At 43.4% G+C, this 24,732-nt stretch carries 22 protein-coding genes; 6 read left to right on the top strand and 16 right to left on the bottom strand.

Annotated features, from left to right (window positions below; all coding sequences use genetic code 11):
• Positions 1 to 9: 9 nt before the first annotated feature.
• From QYT14_RS12915 to gltX, 3 genes are all read right to left on the bottom strand, one after another.
• Positions 10 to 555 (bottom strand): RNA polymerase sigma-70 factor, encoded by a 546-nt coding sequence (locus QYT14_RS12915; protein ID WP_237039465.1) that lies wholly within the window; start codon positions 553 to 555, stop codon positions 10 to 12.
• A 114-nt stretch (positions 556 to 669) separates the two neighbouring features.
• Positions 670 to 1,890: a glycosyltransferase N-terminal domain-containing protein gene (locus tag QYT14_RS12910; RefSeq protein ID WP_237039464.1), complete on the bottom strand. Its 1,221-nt coding sequence runs from the start codon at positions 1,888 to 1,890 to the stop codon at positions 670 to 672.
• 11 nt (positions 1,891 to 1,901) lie between these two features.
• Positions 1,902 to 3,419 (bottom strand): glutamate--tRNA ligase, encoded by a 1,518-nt coding sequence (gene gltX / locus QYT14_RS12905; RefSeq protein WP_237039463.1) that lies wholly within the window; start codon positions 3,417 to 3,419, stop codon positions 1,902 to 1,904.
• A gap of 81 nt (positions 3,420 to 3,500) precedes the next feature.
• On the opposite strand from gltX, the gene QYT14_RS12900 reads away from it, so the two are divergent.
• Complete coding sequence (locus QYT14_RS12900) at positions 3,501 to 5,558, top strand: HDIG domain-containing metalloprotein (RefSeq protein WP_288325607.1); 2,058 nt, start codon at positions 3,501 to 3,503, stop codon at positions 5,556 to 5,558.
• Here the strand turns inward: QYT14_RS12900 and QYT14_RS12895 are convergent.
• From QYT14_RS12895 to QYT14_RS12840, 12 genes are all read right to left on the bottom strand, one after another.
• Positions 5,533 to 6,018: a low molecular weight protein-tyrosine-phosphatase gene (locus tag QYT14_RS12895; protein ID WP_288325608.1), complete on the bottom strand. Its 486-nt coding sequence runs from the start codon at positions 6,016 to 6,018 to the stop codon at positions 5,533 to 5,535. The two genes, QYT14_RS12900 and QYT14_RS12895, sit on opposite strands and share 26 nt — an antisense overlap.
• 6 nt (positions 6,019 to 6,024) lie before the next feature.
• On the bottom strand, positions 6,025 to 6,735 hold the full coding sequence (locus tag QYT14_RS12890) for a phosphatase (RefSeq protein ID WP_288325609.1): 711 nt from the start codon (positions 6,733 to 6,735) through the stop codon (positions 6,025 to 6,027).
• Between the two features lie 2 nt (positions 6,736 to 6,737).
• The gene (gene priA / locus QYT14_RS12885) at positions 6,738 to 9,200 is read right to left on the bottom strand and encodes a primosomal protein N' (RefSeq protein WP_288325610.1); all 2,463 of its coding nucleotides are present in this window, start codon (positions 9,198 to 9,200) and stop codon (positions 6,738 to 6,740) included.
• Between the two features lie 196 nt (positions 9,201 to 9,396).
• Complete coding sequence (locus QYT14_RS12880) at positions 9,397 to 9,978, bottom strand: porin family protein (protein WP_237039458.1); 582 nt, start codon at positions 9,976 to 9,978, stop codon at positions 9,397 to 9,399.
• A 525-nt stretch (positions 9,979 to 10,503) separates the two neighbouring features.
• A complete protein-coding gene (locus tag QYT14_RS12875) occupies positions 10,504 to 10,725 on the bottom strand; it encodes a DUF2795 domain-containing protein (protein ID WP_002558131.1) in 222 nt (73 codons plus the stop codon).
• 71 nt (positions 10,726 to 10,796) lie between these two features.
• A complete protein-coding gene (locus QYT14_RS12870; protein WP_288325611.1) occupies positions 10,797 to 11,360 on the bottom strand; it encodes a cob(I)yrinic acid a,c-diamide adenosyltransferase in 564 nt (187 codons plus the stop codon).
• A gap of 8 nt (positions 11,361 to 11,368) precedes the next feature.
• The gene (locus tag QYT14_RS12865; protein ID WP_288325612.1) at positions 11,369 to 11,992 is read right to left on the bottom strand and encodes a hypothetical protein; all 624 of its coding nucleotides are present in this window, start codon (positions 11,990 to 11,992) and stop codon (positions 11,369 to 11,371) included.
• Positions 11,993 to 12,264: 272 nt separating this feature from the next.
• Positions 12,265 to 13,797 carry an acyl-CoA carboxylase subunit beta gene (locus QYT14_RS12860; protein WP_288325613.1) on the bottom strand — a complete coding sequence of 511 codons (1,533 nt, stop codon included), beginning with the start codon at positions 13,795 to 13,797 and terminating at the stop codon, positions 12,265 to 12,267.
• 7 nt (positions 13,798 to 13,804) lie between these two features.
• On the bottom strand, positions 13,805 to 14,320 hold the full coding sequence (locus QYT14_RS12855; RefSeq protein ID WP_237039454.1) for an acetyl-CoA carboxylase biotin carboxyl carrier protein subunit: 516 nt from the start codon (positions 14,318 to 14,320) through the stop codon (positions 13,805 to 13,807).
• A gap of 17 nt (positions 14,321 to 14,337) precedes the next feature.
• Entirely contained in the window at positions 14,338 to 15,849 is a 1,512-nt protein-coding gene (gene accC / locus QYT14_RS12850; protein WP_237039453.1) for an acetyl-CoA carboxylase biotin carboxylase subunit, read from the bottom strand.
• Between the two features lie 54 nt (positions 15,850 to 15,903).
• Positions 15,904 to 16,260, bottom strand: coding sequence for a DUF488 family protein (locus tag QYT14_RS12845; protein WP_237039452.1), 357 nt, complete (start codon positions 16,258 to 16,260; stop codon positions 15,904 to 15,906).
• Positions 16,261 to 16,319: 59 nt separating this feature from the next.
• A complete protein-coding gene (locus tag QYT14_RS12840) occupies positions 16,320 to 16,802 on the bottom strand; it encodes a GNAT family N-acetyltransferase (protein ID WP_288325614.1) in 483 nt (160 codons plus the stop codon).
• 74 nt (positions 16,803 to 16,876) lie between these two features.
• On the opposite strand from QYT14_RS12840, the gene QYT14_RS12835 reads away from it, so the two are divergent.
• From QYT14_RS12835 to QYT14_RS12825, 3 genes are read left to right on the top strand one after another with little or no spacing between them, the layout of a single operon-like run.
• Positions 16,877 to 18,514 carry a DUF4080 domain-containing protein gene (locus tag QYT14_RS12835; protein WP_288325615.1) on the top strand — a complete coding sequence of 546 codons (1,638 nt, stop codon included), beginning with the start codon at positions 16,877 to 16,879 and terminating at the stop codon, positions 18,512 to 18,514.
• Between the two features lie 49 nt (positions 18,515 to 18,563).
• The gene (locus QYT14_RS12830) at positions 18,564 to 18,992 is read left to right on the top strand and encodes a GNAT family N-acetyltransferase (RefSeq protein WP_288325616.1); all 429 of its coding nucleotides are present in this window, start codon (positions 18,564 to 18,566) and stop codon (positions 18,990 to 18,992) included.
• A 29-nt stretch (positions 18,993 to 19,021) separates the two neighbouring features.
• Positions 19,022 to 19,519: a GNAT family N-acetyltransferase gene (locus tag QYT14_RS12825; protein WP_288325617.1), complete on the top strand. Its 498-nt coding sequence runs from the start codon at positions 19,022 to 19,024 to the stop codon at positions 19,517 to 19,519.
• A gap of 442 nt (positions 19,520 to 19,961) precedes the next feature.
• On the opposite strand, the gene QYT14_RS12820 is transcribed toward QYT14_RS12825, so the two are convergent.
• A complete protein-coding gene (locus QYT14_RS12820) occupies positions 19,962 to 20,411 on the bottom strand; it encodes an AraC family transcriptional regulator (protein ID WP_288325618.1) in 450 nt (149 codons plus the stop codon).
• Between the two features lie 479 nt (positions 20,412 to 20,890).
• On the opposite strand from QYT14_RS12820, the gene QYT14_RS12815 reads away from it, so the two are divergent.
• Both QYT14_RS12815 and QYT14_RS12810 read left to right on the top strand, forming a co-directional pair.
• Positions 20,891 to 23,515, top strand: coding sequence for a TonB-dependent receptor (locus QYT14_RS12815; RefSeq protein ID WP_288325619.1), 2,625 nt, complete (start codon positions 20,891 to 20,893; stop codon positions 23,513 to 23,515).
• 114 nt (positions 23,516 to 23,629) lie between these two features.
• Positions 23,630 to 24,730: a DUF4876 domain-containing protein gene (locus tag QYT14_RS12810; protein WP_288325620.1), complete on the top strand. Its 1,101-nt coding sequence runs from the start codon at positions 23,630 to 23,632 to the stop codon at positions 24,728 to 24,730.
• Positions 24,731 to 24,732 lie beyond the last annotated feature (2 nt).

Raw genomic sequence — 24,732 nt, 5'->3', positions numbered from 1 at the left:
GAGTTTTTTTTAAAAAAGATATGTATATTTCTCGTCCAAGAAGTTCTTTATTAACTTTAAAGCTTTGGTTATCTGCGCTTCCACAGTCTTTACTGAGATTTGCATTTTCTCTGCAATTTCTTTGTTGGTCAGATTCTCATGCCTGCTATATTGAAAAACTTCCCGACACTTATTAGGCAACGAACAAATAGCCTCCATAATGAGATACTGCAATTCTTCCATCTCAAGAGCAGAAATATCTTCATCTTGTATTTCATCTCTCACTTCTTCAAGACGAAGCATTTGACGATTGTCGCGCAAATAATTTAAGCATCGGTTACGGGTTGCCTGAAAAAGATATGCTTTAAAAGAAAGAGTAACATTTATCTCACTTCGATGTTCCCAAATATAAACGAAAAGATCTAATATAAGTTCTTCTGCGTCTTGAACATCTGATATATAAACATGTGCAAAACGACATAATGACGCAAAATAAGTATCAAATAAATACTTAAAAGCTTGCTCATTACCGCCTTGAATGAGTTTCAACAACAATATATCGTCATTAATGCTCATAATATGATTCTTGAACGCAAAGATAGAAATTAAATAAAAAAATAAAAAGGAAAAGCCGCCTGAAAGATAATACTTATCCCACAAACGGCTTCTATTATTGTACCTTACAATGAATTACAATCGGATAGCTTTCATGATTTTTTCCAAAGCTCCGGAGTTGTTCTTTACATAATCTCCGGCTGCATTTCCCGCCTGCAGCAAATAGCTATCATCAGTCAGGAATTTATCCATCAAACTTTTAAATTCCTCATAATCATTGATTTCAAACCCACCCTTCTTTTCTAAAAGATGCTGAGCTTCACGGAATTTCTTATTGTTTGGTCCGAAAATAACCGGAATACCATACACAGCCGCTTCAAGTACATTATGAATACCCACTCCAAAACCACCTCCGATATATGAAATTTCTCCATAACGGTAAATGGATGAAAGCAATCCATAACAATCAATAATCAGACAATCAGCTTTTGATACATTTTCTTCTGTTGCCTCTGTATAACGAACACACGGGCGTTTTACCTTCTCCATGATTTCTTTCAGATGGCTATCACTCACTACATGAGGAGCTATGACCAACTTCATTTCGGGATGTTCATTAAAGTACTTGATAAAGATATCTTCATCAGGACCCCATGAACTACCGGCAACAAAGGTTTTCGAATCCCCTTTAAATGCCTTTACCAAAGGAAGTTCTTTTGCAACGGCGCAAATATCCAATACCCGATCAAAACGAGTATCACCTACAATTGTCACATCTGTAACACCAATACTTGCCAGCAGTTTTTTAGAAACTTCATTCTGCACAAACAAATGCGCAAAAGTCTTCAACACTTTACGGTAATCCTTACCGTACCAGCGAAAAAATATCTGATTCGGACGGAAAATAGATGAAACACTATAAACCGGAATACCTTTCTTATAAAGTGTATTCAGATAGTTCTGCCAAAATTCATACTTTATAAAGAATACCATACAAGGGTTTGCCAATTCGACAAAACGTCTCACATTACGAGGAGTATCAAAAGGCAAATAACACACGATATCAGCTCCCTGATAATTTTTTCTCACTTCATATCCGGAAGGAGAAAAGAAAGTCTGCAATATTTTATACTCGGGGTGCTCTTTGCGAATGCGCTCAATCAATGGACGTCCTTGCTCAAACTCGCCCAAAGATGCTGCATGAAACCAGATATAACGAGCATTCCGGTCAATCTTGTCACGCAGAATCTCAAAAACCTCCCGATGACCTTTCACCATCTTGGCAGGCTTGGAGCTGAACAATGCAGCCAGCTTAACCCCGAATAGATAAATATAGATGACTAGATTATAAATCATGATTCACGGTATTACTTGAGCACTTCCACAGCCCGGCGAATGCGTCTCAATGTTTCTTCTTTTCCTAAAACAGCAGAAATATCAAACATGTGCGGCCCTTTGCCCTCGCCCACCAGTGTCAAACGGAAGGCATTCATGATATTACCCAAATGATAACCTTTATCTTCTATCCATTTCATTACTACCTTTTCCTGATTCTCCAACGAGAAGTCATCCAAAGCTTCCAATACGTCTGCAAGTTCCAGCATACGCTCGGGAGAATCTTCTTTCCAACGTTTCTTGGTGGTCTTTTCATCATACTCTGTTGGAGCAACAAAGAAGAACTTACAGGTTTCCCACAAATCCTTAATGAAACTAACGCGGTCTTTCATCAATCCCACTACAGTTACCACCTTATCCATAGGAGCCTCTATGCCATTTTCTTTCAGGACAGGCATAAACAATGTTGCTATTTCAGCATTGTCTTTCTTTAATATATATTCGTGGTTAAACCACTTTCCCTTTTCAAAATCAAATTTTGCACCGGCCTTACTGCAATGGCTTAAGTTAAACAATTGCACCAATTCATCCAATGACATGATTTCTTGGTCGTTACCCGGATTCCATCCCAATAAAGCGAGGAAATTGATAACTGCCTCGGGCAAATATCCCGACTCGCGATAACCGGATGATACTTCTCCGGTCTTAGGATCATGCCACTCCAATGGGAATACCGGGAAACCGAGACGATCACCGTCACGCTTGCTCAGTTTACCATTTCCGTCGGGCTTCAACAATAACGGAAGATGAGCAAATTCGGGCATCGTATCTTCCCAGCCGAAAGCACGGTACAACAATACGTGTAAAGGAGCAGAAGGCAACCATTCCTCTCCACGGATAACGTGAGAAACTTCCATCAAATGATCATCCACAATATTTGCCAAATGATAAGTAGGCAGTTCATCTGCAGATTTATACAATACCTTATCATCAAGAATAGATGAGTTTATCACCACTTCGCCACGGATGATATCATGTACATGGACATCTTCGTTAGGTTCTATCTTGAAACGTACCACATATTGCTTACCGTCTGCCACCAATGCATCGACTTCCTCTTTCGACATTGTCAAAGAGTTGCGCATAGCCATACGAGTTGAAGCATCATACTGGAAATTAGGAATTTCCTTACGTTTGGCATCTAATTCTTCAGGCGTATCAAAAGCGATGTAAGCTTTATCGTTATCCAGCAAGACTTGCACATATTTCTTATAAATATCGCGGCGTTCAGACTGACGATACGGACCGAAGTCACCACCAAAACTTACGCCTTCATCAAACGTAATACCCAACCACTTGAACGACTCGATAATGTATTCTTCCGCTCCCGGAACAAAACGATTTGAGTCGGTATCTTCTATACGGAAAATTAAATCTCCACCGTGCTGACGAGCAAACAGATAGTTATACAAAGCAGTGCGCACACCACCAATATGCAACGCTCCCGTTGGGCTCGGAGCAAAACGAACTCTTACTTTTCTTTCTGACATTGTTGTTTTATATAAAATACGCTGCAAAATTAATCTAAATTTCCCGATTTTTTCGTATTTTGCGCGCAAAAATATACGATTATGAAAAGTTTCAAGACCGGCAAACGGTTTTCATATAAAGATTTGCTCTATAAAAGCCTTATTTTCATTGCCACTGTGTCGGTGATAGTTTACTTTTTACCCAATGAAGGCAAATTCAACTATCAATTTGACATCAATAAGCCATGGAAGTACGGACTGCTACAAGCATCGTTCGATTTCCCCATTTATAAAAATGATATGCAAGTGCAAAAAGAACAGGATAGTATTCTTGCCACCTATCAACCCTATTTCCACATAGAAAAGAATGTGGAAAAAAACATGATTGAGAAGTTAAGGGAAGATTATAACAAAACGCTCCGTCACTCTTTGCCCAGCACAGATTATGTGAGATACATAGAACGTATGTTGAAAGAGTTGTATAGAAATGGAATTATTGCCGGTAATGATCTCACCCGGATGGAAGAGGACAGCATCACTGCCATACGAACTGTAGAACAAAATACGGCCACGAGCCGATTGGTGGAGCAGCTATATACTGTAAAGGATGCCTATGAATACCTGCTGAATGCCGACACTACACATTATAAAAAGAAAGTATTGCAACAGTGCAACTTAAACAATTATATTACTCCGAACCTTATTTATGACGAGCCCAAGTCCGAAGCGGCACAAAAAGATTTGCTTTCCAATATCTCGTATGCAAACGGTTTCGTTCTAAATGGTCAAAAAATCATCGATCGGGGAGAAATCGTAGACGAACAGACCTATAATATATTGGAATCTTTACGGAAAGAATGGGAAAAGCGAAGCGAATCTTTACAGGAGAAGCGGTTGACATTAGCCGGACAAATACTTTATGTAGGAATATTCCTGTTCTGCTTCATGGTCTATCTGGATTTGTTCCGTGCCGACTATTATGACCGTAAAGGCAGTTTGACCTTGCTTTTCGCATTAATTGTACTATTCCCGGTTGTCGCCTCCGTCATGGTCTCGCAGAGTTTATCCAGTATTTACATCGTGCCTTTTGCAATGATACCGATTATAGTGCGTATCTTCCTTGATTCGCGAACAGCGTTCATGGCTCACGTCACTATCATCCTGCTCTGTTCCATCACATTACGTTTCCCTCATGAGTTTATTCTTCTGCAGGTGGTAGCAGGTATGGTGTCTATCTATAGTTTGCGCGAGTTATCACAACGCTCGCAACTCCTGCGAACGGCTTTGGTAGTCTTTGCCAGCTATGCATTGCTGTATTTTGCTTTTGAGCTAATTCACGAAGATGATTTGACGAAGCTGAATACACGTATGTATATCTATTTTATGATAAATGGTATTCTGCTGCTGTTTGCCTATCCGCTATTGTTTATTTTGGAAAAGACCTTCGGTTTTACTTCCAATGTTACGCTGGTGGAACTTTCCAATATCAACAACAGTCTGCTGCGTGAGATGTCGGAAATAGCTCCGGGTACTTTCCAGCATTCCCTTCAAATGGCTAATTTAGCAGCGGAAGCTGCCAATAAGATTGGTGCGAAAAGCCAGTTAGTCCGTACCGGAGCACTTTATCATGATATAGGGAAAATGGTAAATCCCGCTTTTTTTACCGAGAACCAATCAGGAGTGAATCCACACAAGAGTCTCAACTATGAACAAAGTGCACAAGTTATCATCAGCCATATCACAGATGGCCTGAAACTTGCCGAGAAACATAACCTGCCCAAAGTCATCAAAGACTTTATCAGTACGCATCACGGAAGAGGGTTGACCAAATACTTCTACATTTCCTACAAAAACGAACACCCTGACGAAGAAGTGGATACTGAAAAGTTCCGTTATCCGGGACCTAACCCATTCACAAAAGAACAAGCCATTCTGATGATGGCCGACTCCGTAGAAGCTGCTTCACGAAGCCTGCCCGAATACACAGAAGAAAGCATCGGCACCTTAGTAGACAAGATTATAGATGCACAAGTTACAGAAGGGTTCTTCAAAGAATGCCCTATCACCTTCAAAGACATCGCCTTAGTGAAAGCGCTGTTTAAAGAAAAGCTGAAAACGATGTATCACACTCGAATCAGTTATCCCGAGTTGAAGAAATAGCACGGATATCTTCAAGCAGTCCGGCGCAGGCGTCTTCCAGAATGTCCAATACATTCTCGAAACCTTGCGCCCCTCCATAATAAGGATCGGGTACATAATCCGCCATCTTTAGCCTGCAATAATCTGTCATCCGATGGATTTTCTTCTCTGTTTCTAAATCAGGTGCACGCTCTATCAAGTCCTCTATATTGCGGTCATCCATACCGATAATCATATCAAAGTGATAAAAATCTTCTGTATGGACAGGGCGGGAACGATGGGTCAGATTGTATCCCCGGCGAGCAGCATGCATACGCATACGGCTATCGGGCAACTCCCCTTGGTGATAGCTCAGGATACCGGCAGAGTCTACTTCTATTTCTCTTTCCAAACCTTCTTTTTGAATTAAAGTACGCATAACCTCCTCTGCAGAAGAGGAACGGCAAATATTGCCGAGGCAGACAAAAAGTATTCTTTTCATATAGCTTTACAAGCAAAGATATTCTTTAAATGATTTCACGTCACGATTCATAATCAGTGCCTCAGGAAACTCAGTTAGTTGCAACAGGTCGTACACATAATCGTACCGGGCAATATCAAATGAGATATGGGCATCGCTTCCTAAAATAACCGGCACCTCATATTGTTTGCACAGCCGCAGGATAGCAAGATTGTTCTCCCGGGCATCCGGCTTATTACGGGTCGGTTTTAAAGAACTGTTATTTATCTCCAATAGAGTATGATGTTCCTTGGCCGCCAATACAATCGGCTCGAAATGCAATTCGGCCGTACCATCTCCGGGATGACTGATAATATGAATGAAAGGATTACTGACTGCCTTCACCATGCCATGCGTATTCTCGTCTATCGTGCCATAATTATAACATAAAGAATGGATACCGGCAATTCGAATATCCAACATTCTCATATAATTTTCATCCATATCAAGATTACCTTCCCCATCAAGGATGTTTATCTCTGCTCCCAACAGCAGTTCGATGCCATACATCTGCCGGGGAACGACATGCAAATTTCTGAAATAAATGGAATTACAGCTTCCCGGAATACCGGATGAATGTTCCGTTATTCCCAACAGTTTCAACCCCTTGTCGGCAGCAGCCTGCGCCATTTCCTGTAAAGTACTGAATGCATGCCCGCTGGCAATGGTGTGGGTATGCACATCTAATTCTATTTTCATAACTACTGTGGATCTACATCATAATATACTAACAGAGAACGGAAACGCTCGTCTTCAATAATGGCGCGTTGTACGGCAAGCAAATATTCACGTACTTTCGCTATCGAAGCGGTCTGTTCCACTTTAACCATAATCTTCTTAATAAATAAGGTCTGGATACGAGCTACCGGTGGTTTATCCGGGCCCAATACACGACTTCCCAAGCCGGAGCGGAGTTGTGCAGCCATCGCATCCGCCGCCATATCAAGTATATCTTCTTTCCGATGTTTCAGATAAACATAGATGAGACGATAATAAGGCGGGTACTTGAAAATCTGTCGTTCTGCAGACTGGTCATAGTAAAGCTGTTCATAATCATTCGATATCACCTGATGAATTACCGGCAAATCGGGAGACTTTGTCTGCAAAATCACCAACCCCTGTCTGTTCTTCCTTCCGGCACGTCCCGCTACCTGCGCCATCAACTGGAAAGCACGCTCATGGCTACGGAAATCAGGATAATTCAACATTGTATCGGCATTCAAAATACCGACTACACTGACATGGTCAAAATCCAATCCCTTCGAGACCATCTGTGTACCAATCAAAATATCTGTCTTCCCCTGTTCAAAATCAGCTATTATCTTCTCGTATGCCGTCCGGGTCCGAGTAGTATCCAAGTCCATTCGGGCCACTCTTGCCTCGGGAAAAATCAATTTGATATCATCTTCAATACGCTCCGTTCCGAATCCCCGATTCATCAATTCCACACCACCGCAGGCAGGGCACGAACGAGGTACTTGATAAGTATACCCGCAATAATGGCAAGTCAGTTGGTTCAAGCCTTTATGATAAGTAAGGCTCACATCACAATTCTTGCATTTCGGAACCCAACCGCACGTATGACACTCTATCATCGGAGCAAAGCCACGACGGTTTTGAAACAAAATCACCTGCTCTTTACGTTCAAGTGCCTCTTTTATCTCTTTAACCAACCGAGGCGAAAAAGGCCCCTGCATTCTTTTTTGATGAGCAAGTTCTTTAATGTCTACCAATTCGATATGAGGAAGCTGAATATCTTTATAGCGTTCTTTCAATTCTACAAACCCATATTTACCCGATGTTGCATTGAAGTAAGTCTCCACACTGGGAGTGGCTGTCCCCAAAAGGACTTTAGCACCAAACATTGATGCAAGCATAATAGACGAATTACGGGCGTGATAACGAGGAGCCGGATCTTGTTGCTTATATGTATTCTCGTGCTCCTCATCCACTATTACCAATCCCAGGTTCTTGAATGGAAGGAAAATGGAGGAACGCACCCCCAATATAACATCATACCCTTCGTCGCCCAACTGCTTCTGCCAAATTTCCACGCGTTCGGCATCCGGGAATTTTGAATGATAAATGCCAAGACGATGACCGAATACACGCTTCAGACGTTCAGTTATCTGAGTAGTCAAAGCAATCTCCGGCAATAAATAGAGAACCTGTTTACCGGCCTTCAGCACCTCTTGAATAAGATGAATATATATTTCAGTCTTGCCACTGGACGTCACTCCGTGCAACAGACAGACATTCTTTTCTCTGAAACTCTGAATAACAGACTGATAAGCCTGTTGTTGTGCCGGATTCAATGGATTGACATCCGCTGTTTTCAGCATTCCTTTATCCAAACGTCCTATTTCCTGATGATAGATTTCAAACACTCCCTTTTCCACCAGCCCGTTAAGAACGGCGGCAGAACCACCGGCCTTCTCCAATAAAGTTTTTTTAGTAACCTCCTTCAACGTACTTTCACGCGATGCCCAGCCCGAAAGTTCTACATACTTCATCAACAGTGCCAATTGTTTGGGAGCACGGCCCAGTTCATTGAAAAGTTGTTGTAAGCGGGCCTCATCGATACCGGAGTCAGCCAATTTCACACGTGCCTCCGTACGAGGCTTATAATGACGCTTCAGTTCCTCCTTCACGTAAATGGCCTCCTTGTCGAGCAGTGACTTAATGACCGGAAGAATATTCTTCATTCCACTAGCCTTCTCCAGCTGTGTGACACATTGTTCCGTATCGCAACTCAACAAATCCAATAATTTCTGTTCCTTCTCAGGAAGTGGAGCTGTTGCTTCAAAATCCGGGTTATATTCCACTAAAGTCTCACTTTCCAACTTCATGCCGGACGGAATGGCAGCCTTATAGACGTCTCCCAATGTACAGAGATAATAAGAAGCCAGCCACTCCCAAAACTCAAACTGCTTAGGCAGCAGCACAGGAGTTGAGTCGAGTACCTCTTCTATATCTTTTGTCTCATAACCTTCGGGAGCTGCATAATGCACATGAGTGACAATAGCCGTATAGAACTTCTTCCGTCCAAACGGTACTATAACCCTACACCCCATCTGCACTTTCTCCTCCATTTCTGCCGGAAGCGAATAAGTGTACTGACCGGCAATGGGTAACGGCACTATGACATCTACATATTTTTTCATGCTGCAAAATTACAAAAAGGGGTTGTGTCAAAACGTGGATAATGCTGTCGTTTCGTTCGTAGGGGCGAGGTTCGCTCGCCCGAAAACAGTTTACTTTGTGTCTTCGGGCAGGCAAACCCTGCCCCTACAGCTGACGATGGGATAGGCCGGTTTAGTTTTGACACACTCCCTTTTATCTTTTGTTAAATGAGCTTGCTTAGAACAGATATGCAAGTGACACCTGCCAAGTATTGTTTTTAATCTTAATGACTTCTTCGTTGGCAGTCTCAATAGTAGCAGTATGGCTTAAAGCAAAATTATAATTTACACCTACTTGTATGTGGCGAATCAACTTCACACCCGCACCTACATTGAAGGTCGTATTATTCTTCTTCAGCTCATAGTCCATAAAACCTTTCTTATTGCCAATATTAAAGCCAAACTGCGGACCGGCAGCAATATACGCGCCCAGCATACTTCCCAGGCCAAATGACCACTTCAAATTCACAGGAATTTCAAAAGTCTTCAATTTAGCATCTGTATCATATCCTTTTGCAGCCAAATCTGTTTGTGAGTACAAAGCAGCTATATCAGCTCCTACACCGATAATAGGCAATGTGAACTCAGCCATCGGACCGATAAACCAACCGGTTTTATTGTCTCCTTTTAAATCAGACTTCGAGAAACTAACCTTTGACAAGTTCAAACCACCCTTCACACCAAAGTGCAACTGAGCTTGAGCAGGAGCAGCCATCATTAAACATACAGCTACCATAAATACACTAATAATCTTTTTCATGTTTGTTTATTTTTAGTTTACGCCACAAAGATAAACACTTTTTCCGATGATAATGTTTAATCGCAGCATAAAGTTATTCTTTTGCAGGAAGGGGGAAAAATCTTATCAGTACCCGATTTAACCAACCAAGGGAAGAGTAAGCCGTTTCTTAGGGTCAGTCAAGGCCTTTTAAACGGAAGATTATTACAGTCTACAGTAATGGACTGTACAGCCCACTGAAGGAGACTATACAGTCTACTGCCGGAAACTGTAGTAATCCGACGGACAGACAGGCATAACCGAAAGGACGAAAACGCTTAGTCCGGCTAATGAAACGACTTAGGGAGTTCTAAGCGTATGCAGAGGTTGAAAACCGGAGGAGAAAACATCCGGCGACAGGTGTTTGCCTGATATGTTAAATCCCTAAGAATAATGACTGGCTCCACAAAACTTGCATCCTACCCCGGTAGAAAAGTGTTTGATACCGATAAAAACCAAAGACGGGCCGGAACCAAAAGCTCCGACCCGTCTTTACATCACCTGTGTTTAATACTCTTCCTCGTTGAAGAAGAAGTCTTCTTTGCTCGGATAATCCGGCCAAATATCCTCTATACTTTCATAGATTTCGCCTTCATCTTCCATCTCTTGCAAGTTTTCGATTACTTCCAACGGAGCACCCGAACGCATTGCATAGTCAATCAACTCATCCTTAGTAGCAGGCCAGGGAGCATCTTCCAACTTCGAGGCCAATTCTAATGTCCAGTACATAGTTTTCTTATTTTTTGAGTAAATACTTTTCCTTTTATCTCTATTTAGCCGCAAAAGTATAATAAATTATTTCATCTGCAACTTTTATCCCAAAAAATTTCTTCCTTTTCTGCAAGATGATTCAACTTCCGTGCCAAAATGAACAGATAATCCGATAATCTATTGACAAAAGCTGTTACACGAGCCTCTATTTCACATTCTCCGGCCAATGCCAATATACGACGTTCAGCCCGACGGCACACTGTACGGCAGATATGACAGACAGCAGCGCCACGCGCGCCCCCCGGAAGGATAAACGCATGAAGAGGAGTGAGCGCATTGTCTATTTCATCAATGGCCTGTTCCAATAATGTAATATCTTCATCACTTATACGGCTCTCCATGCGCAATGCAGTCTGTGCCTGGTCGGTAGCCAGATAGGAGCCGACGGAAAACAACTTATTCTGCACATGGGTCACCAAGTGTTTGTCGTTTTCCTCTGTCAAATATGTTTGCAGAAGCCCCAAATGAGCGTTCAGTTCATCAATGGTTCCATAAGCTTCCAAGCGTATATGTGTCTTGGGCACACGAGCTCCCCCTACCAATGAGGTGGTACCTTTATCGCCTGTCTTCGTATATATCATACTCTTTTTCATGGTCTTATTTATAAGAAGTTGACTATATAATGCTGTTTATAACGTTTCTTATCGAAAAACACCAGACCGATATCATATAAATCAAAGGTTATACCGACACGTTCATCAGCAACCACCTTTTTCCACCATTCGCGCTTCTCCTTTGATTCATAAATTCCTCCTATAATAAACCAACTATCCGGGTGTATATAGGGCAAGGATTGTTCAAACACTTCTTGGTAGAAGGAAGTATGTGCAATATGCAAGCAATCAATATATTGCAGTTCTTCCAACTTTTCAGCTAGTTGCTGTAAGGTTTTATCCCGGTCTCTTCCCTTCAGGGTAACAGAATCCATGGTGTGACAAGCCGCACGCATATAACTGATGGACGCTCCATTGCCAATCCCCACTTCTATCAAAGATTTCGGTCTGAAATAATTAACCAATCTGAACAGCAAACGGTTCACTTTACACCGATAGTGAGGCAGGTAATTTGAGAATCCCCTTTTCTTCAATGTCCGGTATGCATAGTAAGGGTATCTCTCATAAATAATGGAAGTTATCAAAAAAAAGTCGGACGGAGAGTGCACACCGTAACCACAACGATGACGGAAACGTTTACACCATATCCACAGTCTACAAAGAAAGAACATATTATTTCTAGGTTGTTAAGTTACACAAAGATAAAAGATTGCCCGACAATATAGAAATAAAACGCTATTTTATTTCTATATTGTCGGGCAATTCAACTTTATATAAAGCTTTAATGCAACTTATAGCGAACCAAGCAATCATCTTCTTCGCCTTCAAAACGCACAAAGTTACAACTTTTCAGTTAATCCATAACGAACAAAACAAAGAACAGTCCTATTCTTTAGAAACAAGACTGTTCTTCTATAAAAAGTTCATTTATCCTTCTATTTCTTTAAAGCGGCATATTACCGTGTTTCTTAGGTGGATTGCTTTGGTTTTTGTTGTGACACATATCCAACGCCTGAGCCAGTTTATATCTTGTATCGCGCGGCATAATCACTTCGTCAATCAGTCCGCGTTCGGCTGCACGGTAGGGGTTGGAGAACTTATTCTCATACTCCTTAATTATTTCCTGCTTCTCTTCGGGAGTCGATTTCCGATAAAGGATGTTCACTGCACCCTCAGCACCCATCACTGCAATTTCGGCCTGCGGATAAGCCAGATTCACATCAGCCCCTGTCGGTTTGCTGGACATCACGATATAGGCTCCACCGTATGCTTTACGAGTAATCAATGTAACTTTGGGAACCGTAGCCTCGGCGTATGCATACACTATTTTCGCACCGTGACGGATAATGCCGTTGTGTTCCTGCACCGTGCCGGGAAGGAAACCGGGAACATCCTCAAAGGTAATCAAAGGTATATTGAAACAGTCGCAGAAACGAATGAAGCGGGCAGCCTTATCGCTGGCATCAATATCGAGCACACCGGCAAGGTAAGCGGGCTGGTTGGCAACGATACCCACCGAACGACCGCCCAAACGACCGAATCCCACTACCACGTTCTTGGCAAAATGGGGCATTACCTCGAAAAAGTACTGGTTGTCCAGCACCGGCTCAATGATGTCCTTGATGTCGTAAGGCATATTGGGGTCTTCGGGGATAACGGTCTGAAGCGCTTCTACCTGACGATGGATATCATCCGTGCAGGCAACAAGGGGAGCATCCTCCATATTGTTGGAAGGCAAGAAACTCAACAGTTCACGGATGCTCATCAGAGTTTCCTCCTCATTATTACACATAAAGTGAGTGACGCCACTCTTGGAACTGTGAGTATAAGCGCCACCCAGTTCTTCTTTTCCCACCTCTTCATTGGTCACGGTCTTTACCACATCCGGCCCGGTAATAAACATGTGGCTCTGCTCTTTCACCATAAAGATAAAGTCGGTCAGTGCGGGAGAGTAGCAAGCACCACCCGCACAAGGCCCCAAGATAGCGGAAATCTGTGGAATGACCCCCGAAGCAATGGTATTCTGATAGAAGATGGAGGCATAACCGGCAAGGCTATTCACGCCTTCCTGAATACGGGCACCACCCGAATCATTCAGTGCAATGACAGGTGCACCGTTCTTCAGAGCAAGTTCCTGCACCTTGACAATCTTGGCGGCATTGGTTTCACTCAACGAACCGCCGTGTGCGGTGAAGTCATAGGCATACACAAAAACCAGACGACCGTCTATCTTTCCGTATCCCGTCACCATCCCGTCGCCGGCAATCTGTTTCTTCTCCATGCCGAAATTGGTGCAACGGTGGTTTACCAGCTTGTCAAGTTCATTGAATGTACCTTTGTCAAGGAGCATTTCAATACGTTCGCGGGCAGTCATCTTGCCCTGCGCATGCTGTTTTTCTATCTTGTCCACACCGCCACCCAGCGATGCGTTTTTGTCCAGTTCCTCAAACCGGCTGTATATTTCTTCTCTTGTCATGGTTCTTTCAATCTTCTTTTATGATATCCAATATAATCAGTTCCTGGTTAGCATTGACAGCATCGCCCTCCTGCACCAGAATATCCTTTACGACACAATCCGAACTTACTTTGTAGTTGCTCTGCATCTTCATGGCTTCCAGCACCACCACGATGTCTCCTGCACTAAGACAGTCTCCCTTTTGGACGGGAATCTTAACGACCTTACCCGGCATGGGCGCAATAATCCGATTGTCTTGTTTCTCTTCTCCGCCCTTCTTCATGCGCAAGTACTTGGTTTGCGTATCCACAATATTTACGTGGTAAGAACGGTAGAACATGTTCACGTCATAACTCTTACCGCCTTCACCGCGAATCAACTCGGCATTAAACGAATTGCCATCGTGAAGAATGGAACAACTTCCGTTCTCCGCCATCACAATATCCACGTCATAAGGCTTTCCATCGATAAGGAACTGTACCTTATTACCCTCTTTGCTCACCAAAGTTACATCGGCGATGCGGTCTCCTATATGTATTTCCATATTTCTTTTCCGTTTGTTTAGATGCGTAATACTCCCTTCTGCAAACCGAACTCACGCCAACGGCTGATGGGACGGCCGTCGGGCAACTGCGAGCTCTTGTTTTCTTCCAGATTCATCAGATAATCAATGTAAGAGGCAATCATTGCAATATTCTCGATTTCCTCGTTATTGCCGTTGCCACGCAACAACATACGGGAGTTCTTCTCGATAAACAGCGTATTATATTCGCCTTTCACAAAGTCGGGCGTATGCATGATACGTTTCAAATAGCTGAGGTTGGTCTTCAGCCCGGTGATTTTGTATTCATAAAGTACACGGCGCATACGCTCGATGGCATATTGTCGAGTAGTAGCCCAAACAATCAGCTTGCCTATCATGGGATCGTAATAGATGGGTATCTCATACCCCTCGTACACGTAGCTGTCGATGCGGACACCGATACCGTTCGGCTCGGTGAGCTGCTTGATGATACCCGGCGAAGGCATGAAATTATTCTCCGTATCCTCAGCGCAGATACGGCATTCGATGGCATGGCCGCGCTGGAACAACTCCTCCTGTCTGAGATGCAGCACCTCGTCATTGGCGATACGGATTTGTTCCTTTACCAAATCTACACCGACCACTTCTTCCGTGATGGGATGTTCCACCTGGAGGCGGGTATTCATTTCGAGAAAATAGAAATTACGGTTCTTGTCCACGAGAAACTCAATGGTTCCCGCACCCGAATAGTTCACCGCCTTGGCTGCAGCAACCGCTTTCTCACCCATCTCCCTGCGGAGTTCGGGGGTAAGGAACGGCGAAGGACTTTCCTCCACTATTTTCTGGTTACGACGCTGAACAGAACATTCTCGGTCGAACAGATGAATCACATTGCCATGATTGTCACCCAGAATTTGGAACTCGATATGGTGAGGCTCTTCCACAAATTTCTCCAGATAAACGGTATCATCGCCAAAAGACGACATAGATTCCGAACGTGCGGTATTATAAGCCTCCACCACTTCGTTTTCACTGTGAATGAGGCGCATACCCTTTCCACCGCCACCCATTGAGGCTTTCAGCATCACGGGATAGCCGATTTCATTGCAAATGCGGACTGCTTCCTCTGCACTCTGTAACGGCTGTTCCGTTCCGGGAACAACAGGTACGCCGGCAGCAATCATACGCTTGCGGGCAGCTATCTTATCGCCCATCGCCTCCATCGTCTCGGCGGCAGGCCCGATAAAAATAATCCCTTCTTCCTTACAACGGCGGGCAAAGTCTGCATTCTCGGATAAAAAACCATAGCCGGGGTGAATGGCATCGGCATGATGCTGCTTGGCAGCTTTGATGATATTATCTATATTCAGATAACTATCTTTGGAAGCGGCAGGGCCTATCAAACAGGCTTCATCTGCATACATTACGTGCCGCGCTGTGCGGTCAGCTTCCGAAAAAACAGCCACGGTGCGAATGCCCATTTCCTTACAGGAACGCATTACACGTACGGCTATCTCGCCACGATTGGCGATTAGAACCTTTTGTATCATAATCCTTCTTTTTACCTAAAACGGTCGCAAAGTTAGCTTTTTTCTGCACAAAAACTAAGAAAGTGTGCTTAAATATTGCGCCAGTACACGCGCATGATTCTGCTCCTGATTCTTCGAAGCATATAGAAGTGTAACCTTTTCATAAGGTTTTATCCTATCAATGAACGCTTTAACGGCAGGTGAGCGTTCCAGTTCTTTTTGGTACATATCGGCAAAGGCGCCCCATCTTTTTTCTACGTCGGCATGAAACCATTTACGCAAAGCATTGGAAGGGGTTAATTCTTTTGCCCAATAATCGTATATCAGATGTTCCCGTTTCATTCCTCTGGGCCAAAGACGGTCGACCAATACCCGATAACCATCGTTGGGCGAAAAGTCTTCATATACCCTTTTAATACTAATTTGAGTCATAGTCAGTTGTTTTTAGTTTTAATGGCTATAACCTTTTTTTTGATGGAAATGTTCACAGGCTATAAGATGAGCTCGTAATCGCCGACATCGAGCCAACTACCAAATTTCAGTCCAACTTCCTTAAAATGAGATACTTTTTGAAAGCCCAACTTAGTGTGTAAAGAAGTGCTGGCCTCATTCGGCTCCGTCAGACAAGCAATCAGTGCATGATACCCCTCCCTCCGACATTCTTCTATCAAGCGTGTCATGAGTTGGGTTCCCATACCTTTCCCGACACAATCGGGAAGAAGATAAACAGTCGTTTCCAATGTATGTCCGTAGGCCACACGCTGTTTCCAGGGATGAGCATAGCAATACCCCATAACCTTTCCGTCCGACTCATAAACAAAATAAGGATAATGAGCCGAAATCTCAGCTATCCGGAAGCGCATATCCTCTTCCCTCACTGGTTCGATATCAAATGTAACCACACTGTGTGCGACATATTCATTATAAATAGCCGTAATAGCTTTCGCATCTTGTAGTTCTACCCTTCTAATCATAACGGTATCTGTTTAAAAACGCAGGCAAGATATAAAAAAAGAGCTATCTTTGCAAACTGAAAACAATATTAAACATGAAGATTCTCTGGATAGACCTCAACAGCTCGTATGCTCACTCCTCGCTGGCACTTCCCGCCTTGCATGCACAGATAGCTTCGGACACCTCTGTGGAATGGGATATAGTATCTGCTACCATTAATGAAAATGTAGGGATGATTGTCGATGAAATCTACCGCCGCCGGCCCGACATACTTGCAGCCACCACTTGGTTGTTCAATCACGAACAACTGATGCATATCACATCTCGTGTCAAAGCATTGCTTCCAGAGGCTTGTCTCATCTTGGGAGGCCCTGAGTTTTTGGGAGATAATGAAGAGTTCTTGCGTAAGAATCCTTTTGTCGACTGTGTGTTCAGAGGAGAAGGAGAAGAAGCATTTCCGCAATGGCTGGCCTGTCGGGAGCAACCCGAGAAGTGGGAAAGTATCCCGGGACTCTGCTATCTGACTCCCCAGAAGGAATATAAAGACAATGGCTTAGCACGCGTACTTCATTTTTCCGACCTTGTCCCCCCTGAAGAAAGCCGCTTCTTCAATTGGAGCAAACCTTTCGTACAATTGGAGACCACACGCGGATGCTTCAACACCTGCGCCTTTTGTGTAAGCGGAGGAGAAAAGCCTGTTCGCACACTATCCATCGAAAGCATACGGCACAGATTGCAAATCATTCACAGTCATGGCATCAAGAATGTACGTGTGCTCGACCGTACCTTCAACTATAATCCGCGCCGTGCCAAAGAACTTCTTCGCCTCTTCCTGGAGTTCTCGCCCGACATCCGCTTCCATCTGGAAATTCATCCCGCATTGTTATCGGAAGAGTTGAAAGAAGAGTTAAAACAATTGCCCGCAGGACTTCTCCACCTGGAAGCCGGCATTCAAAGTCTGCGTGCACCCGTTCTGGAGACAAGCCGGAGAATGGGAAAACTCTCCGATGCACTGGAAGGACTGACCTTCCTTTGTTCACTCTCCAATATGGAAACTCATGCCGACCTGATTGCGGGACTACCGCTTTATCATCTGGATGAAATATTCGAAGATGTATACACCCTCGCCGGATACTGTGCCGGAGAAATCCAATTGGAATCTCTGAAGCTATTGCCCGGAACAGAAATGCGCCGTCGGGCAAACGAGTTGGGAATCCGCTACTCCCCTCTCCCGCCTTACGAAGTACTACAAACGAAAGAAATCAGCGTCGGAGAATTGCAGACAGCACGCCAACTGTCCCGCTTACTCGATGCCTTTTACAATACCCCCGCATGGCAATCCCTGACACGGGAACTCATCGTAAACGACAGGACTTTTTTATATAAGTTTCTGGCCTACATGACGGAAGCCAATCTCATTGACCAACCTATGAGTTTGGAAAGACGGGGGTTGGTGCTTTATGAATATTGCAAACAATACTATCCAAGCTATCAGACACAGGCTTCCATTGCATGGATAGAGGCAGGCATGTCACTCAAGAAGCTGCCGGCAGAGCATGTAAAGACCAAACGGCAGACCCCGCCTGAACATTGGGAAGTGCTTTATGGTTATTATAAACCTGAATTGCGTCTTTGCTTTCTGCCTGCAGATACTGACACAGAACATGGCTACTGGTTCGGCTTCGAATCGGAAATACAAAAAATCGCACCGGTTTTCAAAGCTCGGACATAAACCGGACTTCACCTTATTATTATATTAGAAACTTAAAACCAATTTATTTATGACTCAAATCATCGAAATACTCGAATATAAGCCCGAGTATCTGGAAGCTACCCGGAAGTTTCTGACTCAACTGACCACCCGCTCCATCACACTTACAGAAGAAGCTTTCAAGCAGACACTCACCTCGGAAAACAGTCACCTGTTTTTCCTTTTAGAAGATCAAGTAATCGCAGGAATGTTGACTATCGGCATTTATTATACTCCCACCGGTGGAAAAGCATGGATAGAAGATGTAGTACTGGATACAACTTATCGCGGAAAAGGACTCAGCAAGATTTTAGTCCGCCATGCCATCGATTTCGTAAAATCACAAGGCATCCTTGTACTGATGCTGACTTCCAACCCCAAACGAACAGCCGCCAACAAGCTGTATCAGTCAATAGGGTTTGAACAGAAAGAGACCAACGTATATAAAATGAATTTCTAATCTTAACACGATAGTAAGCCCAACCCAATATGAAAATCAGACAAACAACCTTCAATGACCTGAAGCCGATAATGGCCATATATGACTACGCCCGCCAATTTATGAAGGAACATGGCAACCCCAATCAATGGATTAACGGTTATCCTTCTGAAGAATACATTCAGCAGGAAATAGCCGACGGCCACAGCTATGTGTGCGAGAATGAGCAGGGAGAAATTGTAGGCACCTTCTGTTTTATTACCGGAGAAGATCCTACCTATACGGTTATCGATAATGGCAAGTGGCTGAATGAGGCCCCCTATGGTGTAATTCACCGTATGGCTGCCAATGGGAAAGAAAAAGGAATTGCAGACAAATGCATCCGATGGTGCTTCGAGCAACATCATAATATACGTGTAGACACACATTATGACAATTATGTGATGCAGAATATCTTGAAGAAAAACGGTTTTGAAGAATGTGGCATTATCTATACACATAACGGTACCCAACGTATCGCATATCAGAAAAGTGTATCAGAAAAATAATACCGGAAAGAAAATGGCATTTTCTTTCCGGCACTCTTTAATGTAAGGTCTATTCCAAATACGCGATATAAAGAAATAAATCTTATCCATAGAGACATCATTCATCTCTATTTCATATTCCTCACATTGAGACCCTCAACTTTTGTAGAGGACTTGTTTTCTCTACAACTTTATCACGATTCGACCTTTTATTTTTAAATGAGTGGCATACTAGCCATATCCCTCTATTCCTCATCTTAATTAACAAACCAATCTTAAATAACTGGTGATAAAGTCTCGTCATTTGCAATAACACCATTGGTGTTTTATTCATATTGCAAAGGTAGACAGAATGAAAGTTTATCAAATACCCAAATCGAGAATGATAAGAACATTTATAATATTGCCCCATTTCATCGATTATTTCTTGTCTGATAATATAATATTTCTCTGATGATTTATATTATTCAAGAGAGCTTTTGCTCTTTCTCCATGCCAAAGGAGTGCTTTGATGACGTGCCTTAAACGCCTCGAAGAACTTGGCATCCGATTCAAAGCCTGTCATCGTTGCAATCTCAGCAACGGACTTATCAGTTCCCAGCAACAATTGTTCGGCATAATCAAGTCTCTTATCCCTGAGATATTTAGCAAGAGTAGTTTGCAGATGGTAATTCAGATAAGTTCTCAAATAAAAGACATTCACTCCAATCAGATTGGCCGTTTTCTCCATTGTAATATTCCGTTCCTGTAACAAATTCGGATTATCCAATACATCGTGTATTCTCTTTTTCATATCGGAAGTAAAATGCACGTTCTCCATTCTCTGCCGATTATCAAAAGCATTGTTTCCGCTTGCAATTTCAATAGGGAGACGGACGATTTGAGGTGAAACATAGCCTCTCAATTTATGCATAAGGAGTCTGTACAGGAAAGTTTTTCCCATTATATAGCTCGCTATTAAAGCACAAATCAAGTAAACGGTAATCAGACAAAGATAAAACAAGAACTCAGAATAGCGGTAAACCGCCAGAAACAGATAATTGTCAGAACATATATTATAAGAAAGAATGCCCCACATGATTATAATGAGTGACAAAGGGCGAATTGAATTCTTTTTTACCAGCCGGGATTCCCATATCAAGGACACACCTGCCACGCTTAATAAGAGCCAGGCAAATAATGAAAGACAGAAACTTAATGTTTTTAATATAAATAGCAGCATAGTCATGTTATTGTACCTGCAAATGTACTTAGAAAACTCCAAAACGCGGCAGCCCTCTTTACTTTTTTAATAGCAGATAGTGAACAGATGAAATAAAATTGTTTTCTTTGTACATGCTTAAAAACATTTGAGCAAATGCCCTACATTTTAAGAAATCCCATAAAACAACGATGAGCTACATCAATTATACAAGTACATTTGTCATTATGATACTGCTTCTTTGTTCGCTTCATTGCCACGGACAGAAGCAGAGGCCGGATGTAGATACTCTTCGCCACATACAATTAAAGGAAGTAATTGTCACGGCTTCCCAACCGGACACGCCGGGTTCCCGTTCCATTATCGGACAAGATGCTATCCGGCATATTCAGGCTACGGATTTATCCGGCCTGACACAGTTATTGCCGGGAGTGACAACACGCAACCCTAATCTGAACATTCCTGCCGGCTTCACCATCCGTAGCGCTTCTTATGACAATACAACAAATGCATTGGGAACGGCCATTTTGGTAGACGGAATGCGCCTGAATAATAATATGAATATGCAGCAGATGGGATTGGAAGGAAGAAGAGGAATTTATAATTCCACAGTACTCTCGGGCTTTGATGTGCGCTCCATCTCTCCCACTTCCGTCGAGTCGGTTGAAGTGATACGGGGTATTCCTTCTGCCCGCTACGGAGACGTAACCAGTGGAATGGTTTTGGTCAAATCCAAAGTCGGAATTCAGCCTTTCAGCGCATCCATGCGATTCACTGCAACAGAAAAACTGGCATCCGCAGGGAAAGGATTTCGGTTGGGCAGCAACGGAGGCTCATTATATATAGGAGGTGACTATGCATTCTCACGTGAGGCGCCGCAAATTCCGGAAGAAACCTTTCACCGTATCGGTATCCAAGCCGCTTACGCCAAAGACTTCCGGTCGGCGACATTGAGAGTTGACTTACGCGGGTATTGGATGAAAGATAATGATAAAAGAGGAAACAACAGTGTGGACGGTGAATATCAAAGATACACCAATCAAGGATTCTCTTTTTCGGCCAACGGACAATGGAAGGTAATGAAGCCTTGGCTCTCCAGTCTGGAATATCGGGCAGGAATGAGTTACGGCAGACAGAAGAACGAGTCAAACACCTATTATTCTGGCACGCAACAAGTCACTACCTACACCACACTGCCGGGAGAACATGAAGGAAGCTTCTTACCGCCTAATTATTTTGCTCCCCTTTCTATAGAAGGAGAACCACTGACCACCCACGCCTCCCTCATCGCCAATCTGAGAAAAGCATTAAGTGAGCAAGTCTACGAGTATTTTCTTTTAGGAGTGGAAGCCGACATGGAAGGTAACTGGGGAAAGGGAATCAGTTTTAATCCTTCAAATCCTCCCCTCAACATGATAGGAATACGAACCCGTTCTTATCGTGACATCCCTTTTGTGTATCATTATTCTGCTTTTGCCGAAAACCGCATCGTCGTACGCACCGGAGAAATGCAGACCGAATTGGAAACCGGCCTGCGCATAATTAAGTTACACACTCGCGCATTGCACCCCCGTCCCATAGCCGATCCGCGCATCAATCTTAAACAAATATTGATGGACAACAACGACAACTCTTTCATTCAGTACCTCAGCCTCCGACTGGGTTGGGGGCTGATGCACAAAATGCCGGTATTGCCCTATCTGTATCCCGATATCTCTTATACTGATAAAAACAGCTTCACATATAATGACACGGAAAATAATTATCGGATGGCTGTCATGCACACTTACGCCACCGGCCGCACCTTCAATCCTGATTTGACTTTTCCCGTGAACCGTAAGTTTGAAATGGGCATCAACTTCCGAATAGCAGATATCACCACCGATATTGTATGGTATAACGAGCATCTGAAAAACGGATATTGTACTACACTGCAAGCCGATCCGTTCAGCTACCACCGTTATAATACTCTGATTGGTAAAGGAGAACAGCCCGAACTGACTCCCGACGGTGTCGTTAATCACGGAGAGACACTGGGCTATACCAACCTATCTTCCTTTGCTACTTACCAACAGCCGCAAAACGGCATAGAACAAAAGAAGCAAGGTGTGGAGTATACCATCGGTCCCATCCGATGCCGTCCTTTACATTCTTCATTGCTCATCAGCGGCAATTATATGAACATGAAGGAAAAGAATACAACTCTTTCTGCCTTTCATCCCCAAATAGAAGTCAATGGAAAGCCTTATCCCTATGTAGGCATCTATGAATCATCTTCTTATACCGACAACTTGCAAGTGTGGGAACAGTTCAACACTCGGTTTCAATGCATCACTCAACTACCCCGCATCGGACTCATTGCCAGCCTGACACTGCAAGCCGTATGGATGGACAAGCAAAAGAAAAGCATGGAAAGCCGATACAACAATCCGGTTTACCTCACCGATGCCAATGGCAATCGCATCGAAGGGGATGCCATGACCGACATCGAACATCAGAAACGGTTAAATCCGGTCTACTATATGGATGCAAGCGGCAGCCTTTATCCTTTTACCGCAGAAATGGAGACAGACAGCCGTTTTTCAGATTTGATTATGTCAACAAATACCTTAACGGCTTTCCAGGAAGACTCTTTCGGGCCCTATTTCTTATTGAATCTGCGAATTACCAAAGAAATAGGACGTCATGTGTCCGTTGCCTTTTGTGCCAACAACCTGACACAATCAAATCCGAAACGATACAGAAACAGCACACAGCAATACTCCATATTGAATCCGGAACTGTATTACGGAGCTGAAATCAATATCCGATTCTGAGAAATACGACCTATTAAACATCACAAATCAATTATGAAAATAAAGTTTTATCTATTCATCCTCCTTGCCGTATCCCTTTTTTCGTGTTCAGAAAAAGAAGAGAGCAACTCATGTATGATAGATATACAAGTTATTGCACCGGAAGGCTATGACACATTGCCTTATGAAAGAATCAATGTCATCCTGACCAACCAGAACCAAGGCATCACTTATGCCATGCCTTGTTCGTCCGAAGGACTCGCCGCCTTTCGTGTGGAATACGGTTATTACACTGCTTCGGCGCACTACCAAACGACATCGGGCTTAATCTTCAGTGGCAGAAGCGAAACTTTATCTTTGTTATCCGAGCAATATGAAGGAACTGCAAAAGTGCAACTGTCTCGTTCACGGAGCAACGCACTCATTATTAAAGAAATTTATTACGGCGGATGCATAGGTAGAAAAGGAGAGGAATATCAATCCGACCAATATCTCATTCTCCATAATAATTCGGAAGAAACACTCTATCTGGACAGCTTATGTGTAGCCATCGTCGACCCTGCATCCAGCCTGCAATCTCCATGGATCAAATATACCGACATGAAGCGTATCCCCATCAACGACGTAACCTGGCAATTTCCCGGTACCGGAACAGAGTATCCTTTACATCCCGGTGAAGAAATCAGCATAGCCACTAATGCAGTAGACCACACGGGAGGCGAATATCAGCATACCAATTCTGTAGACCTATCCAAAGCGGACTGGGCATTTTGGGATGTAAGCCTCAGTCAGCAGGACATTACTGCCGGAGTAAGGCCAATGAAGATGCTTCTCAACCTGAATACCAATATATGGATGTATCCTCTTCCCGCAATCGGACCGACCATGATTGTATTTAAAATAGAAGGCAAGTCTGCCGAAAGTTATGTCAACGACATATCCAATCGGGAGAACCGGCCCCAATCTTCCAATACAAAGAAATTCTACCTGATGATTCCCAAAGAATGGGTAATTGACTGCGTGGAATGCGTGGCAAGTCCAGATCGCATCTCCTACAAGCGGGTACCGGATGAACTGGACAGTGGAGCAGCCTATCTTCCGGACGGCCCCTATACCGGCAAATCGCTGATTCGGAAAAGTAGTCTGAATGAAGACGGCCGCATCATTTATCAGGATACCAATAATTCCTCAAACGATATGATAACCACTGTGCCCACTCTGAAAAACAGGAAATGACA

The organism is uncultured Phocaeicola sp. (assembly GCF_948499155.1).
In the GTDB taxonomy this organism is placed as follows: Bacteria; Bacteroidota; Bacteroidia; order Bacteroidales; family Bacteroidaceae; genus Phocaeicola; species Phocaeicola faecalis.
Note: the sequence above shows the minus strand (reverse complement) of the source record. Positions and strands in the feature narration are given on the sequence as shown.

Coding starts and splice junctions, on each gene's coding strand:
- QYT14_RS12915 (WP_237039465.1), bottom strand. CDS start 555: ATGAGCATTAATGACGATATATTGTTGTTGAAACTCATTCAAGGCGGT.
- QYT14_RS12910 (WP_237039464.1), bottom strand. CDS start 1,890: ATGATTTATAATCTAGTCATCTATATTTATCTATTCGGGGTTAAGCTG.
- gltX (WP_237039463.1), bottom strand. CDS start 3,419: ATGTCAGAAAGAAAAGTAAGAGTTCGTTTTGCTCCGAGCCCAACGGGA.
- QYT14_RS12900 (WP_288325607.1), top strand. CDS start 3,501: ATGAAAAGTTTCAAGACCGGCAAACGGTTTTCATATAAAGATTTGCTC.
- QYT14_RS12895 (WP_288325608.1), bottom strand. CDS start 6,018: ATGAAAAGAATACTTTTTGTCTGCCTCGGCAATATTTGCCGTTCCTCT.
- QYT14_RS12890 (WP_288325609.1), bottom strand. CDS start 6,735: ATGAAAATAGAATTAGATGTGCATACCCACACCATTGCCAGCGGGCAT.
- priA (WP_288325610.1), bottom strand. CDS start 9,200: ATGAAAAAATATGTAGATGTCATAGTGCCGTTACCCATTGCCGGTCAG.
- QYT14_RS12880 (WP_237039458.1), bottom strand. CDS start 9,978: ATGAAAAAGATTATTAGTGTATTTATGGTAGCTGTATGTTTAATGATG.
- QYT14_RS12875 (WP_002558131.1), bottom strand. CDS start 10,725: ATGTACTGGACATTAGAATTGGCCTCGAAGTTGGAAGATGCTCCCTGG.
- QYT14_RS12870 (WP_288325611.1), bottom strand. CDS start 11,360: ATGAAAAAGAGTATGATATATACGAAGACAGGCGATAAAGGTACCACC.
- QYT14_RS12865 (WP_288325612.1), bottom strand. CDS start 11,992: ATGTTCTTTCTTTGTAGACTGTGGATATGGTGTAAACGTTTCCGTCAT.
- QYT14_RS12860 (WP_288325613.1), bottom strand. CDS start 13,797: ATGACAAGAGAAGAAATATACAGCCGGTTTGAGGAACTGGACAAAAAC.
- QYT14_RS12855 (WP_237039454.1), bottom strand. CDS start 14,320: ATGGAAATACATATAGGAGACCGCATCGCCGATGTAACTTTGGTGAGC.
- accC (WP_237039453.1), bottom strand. CDS start 15,849: ATGATACAAAAGGTTCTAATCGCCAATCGTGGCGAGATAGCCGTACGT.
- QYT14_RS12845 (WP_237039452.1), bottom strand. CDS start 16,260: ATGACTCAAATTAGTATTAAAAGGGTATATGAAGACTTTTCGCCCAAC.
- QYT14_RS12840 (WP_288325614.1), bottom strand. CDS start 16,802: ATGATTAGAAGGGTAGAACTACAAGATGCGAAAGCTATTACGGCTATT.
- QYT14_RS12835 (WP_288325615.1), top strand. CDS start 16,877: ATGAAGATTCTCTGGATAGACCTCAACAGCTCGTATGCTCACTCCTCG.
- QYT14_RS12830 (WP_288325616.1), top strand. CDS start 18,564: ATGACTCAAATCATCGAAATACTCGAATATAAGCCCGAGTATCTGGAA.
- QYT14_RS12825 (WP_288325617.1), top strand. CDS start 19,022: ATGAAAATCAGACAAACAACCTTCAATGACCTGAAGCCGATAATGGCC.
- QYT14_RS12820 (WP_288325618.1), bottom strand. CDS start 20,411: ATGCATAAATTGAGAGGCTATGTTTCACCTCAAATCGTCCGTCTCCCT.
- QYT14_RS12815 (WP_288325619.1), top strand. CDS start 20,891: ATGAGCTACATCAATTATACAAGTACATTTGTCATTATGATACTGCTT.
- QYT14_RS12810 (WP_288325620.1), top strand. CDS start 23,630: ATGATAGATATACAAGTTATTGCACCGGAAGGCTATGACACATTGCCT.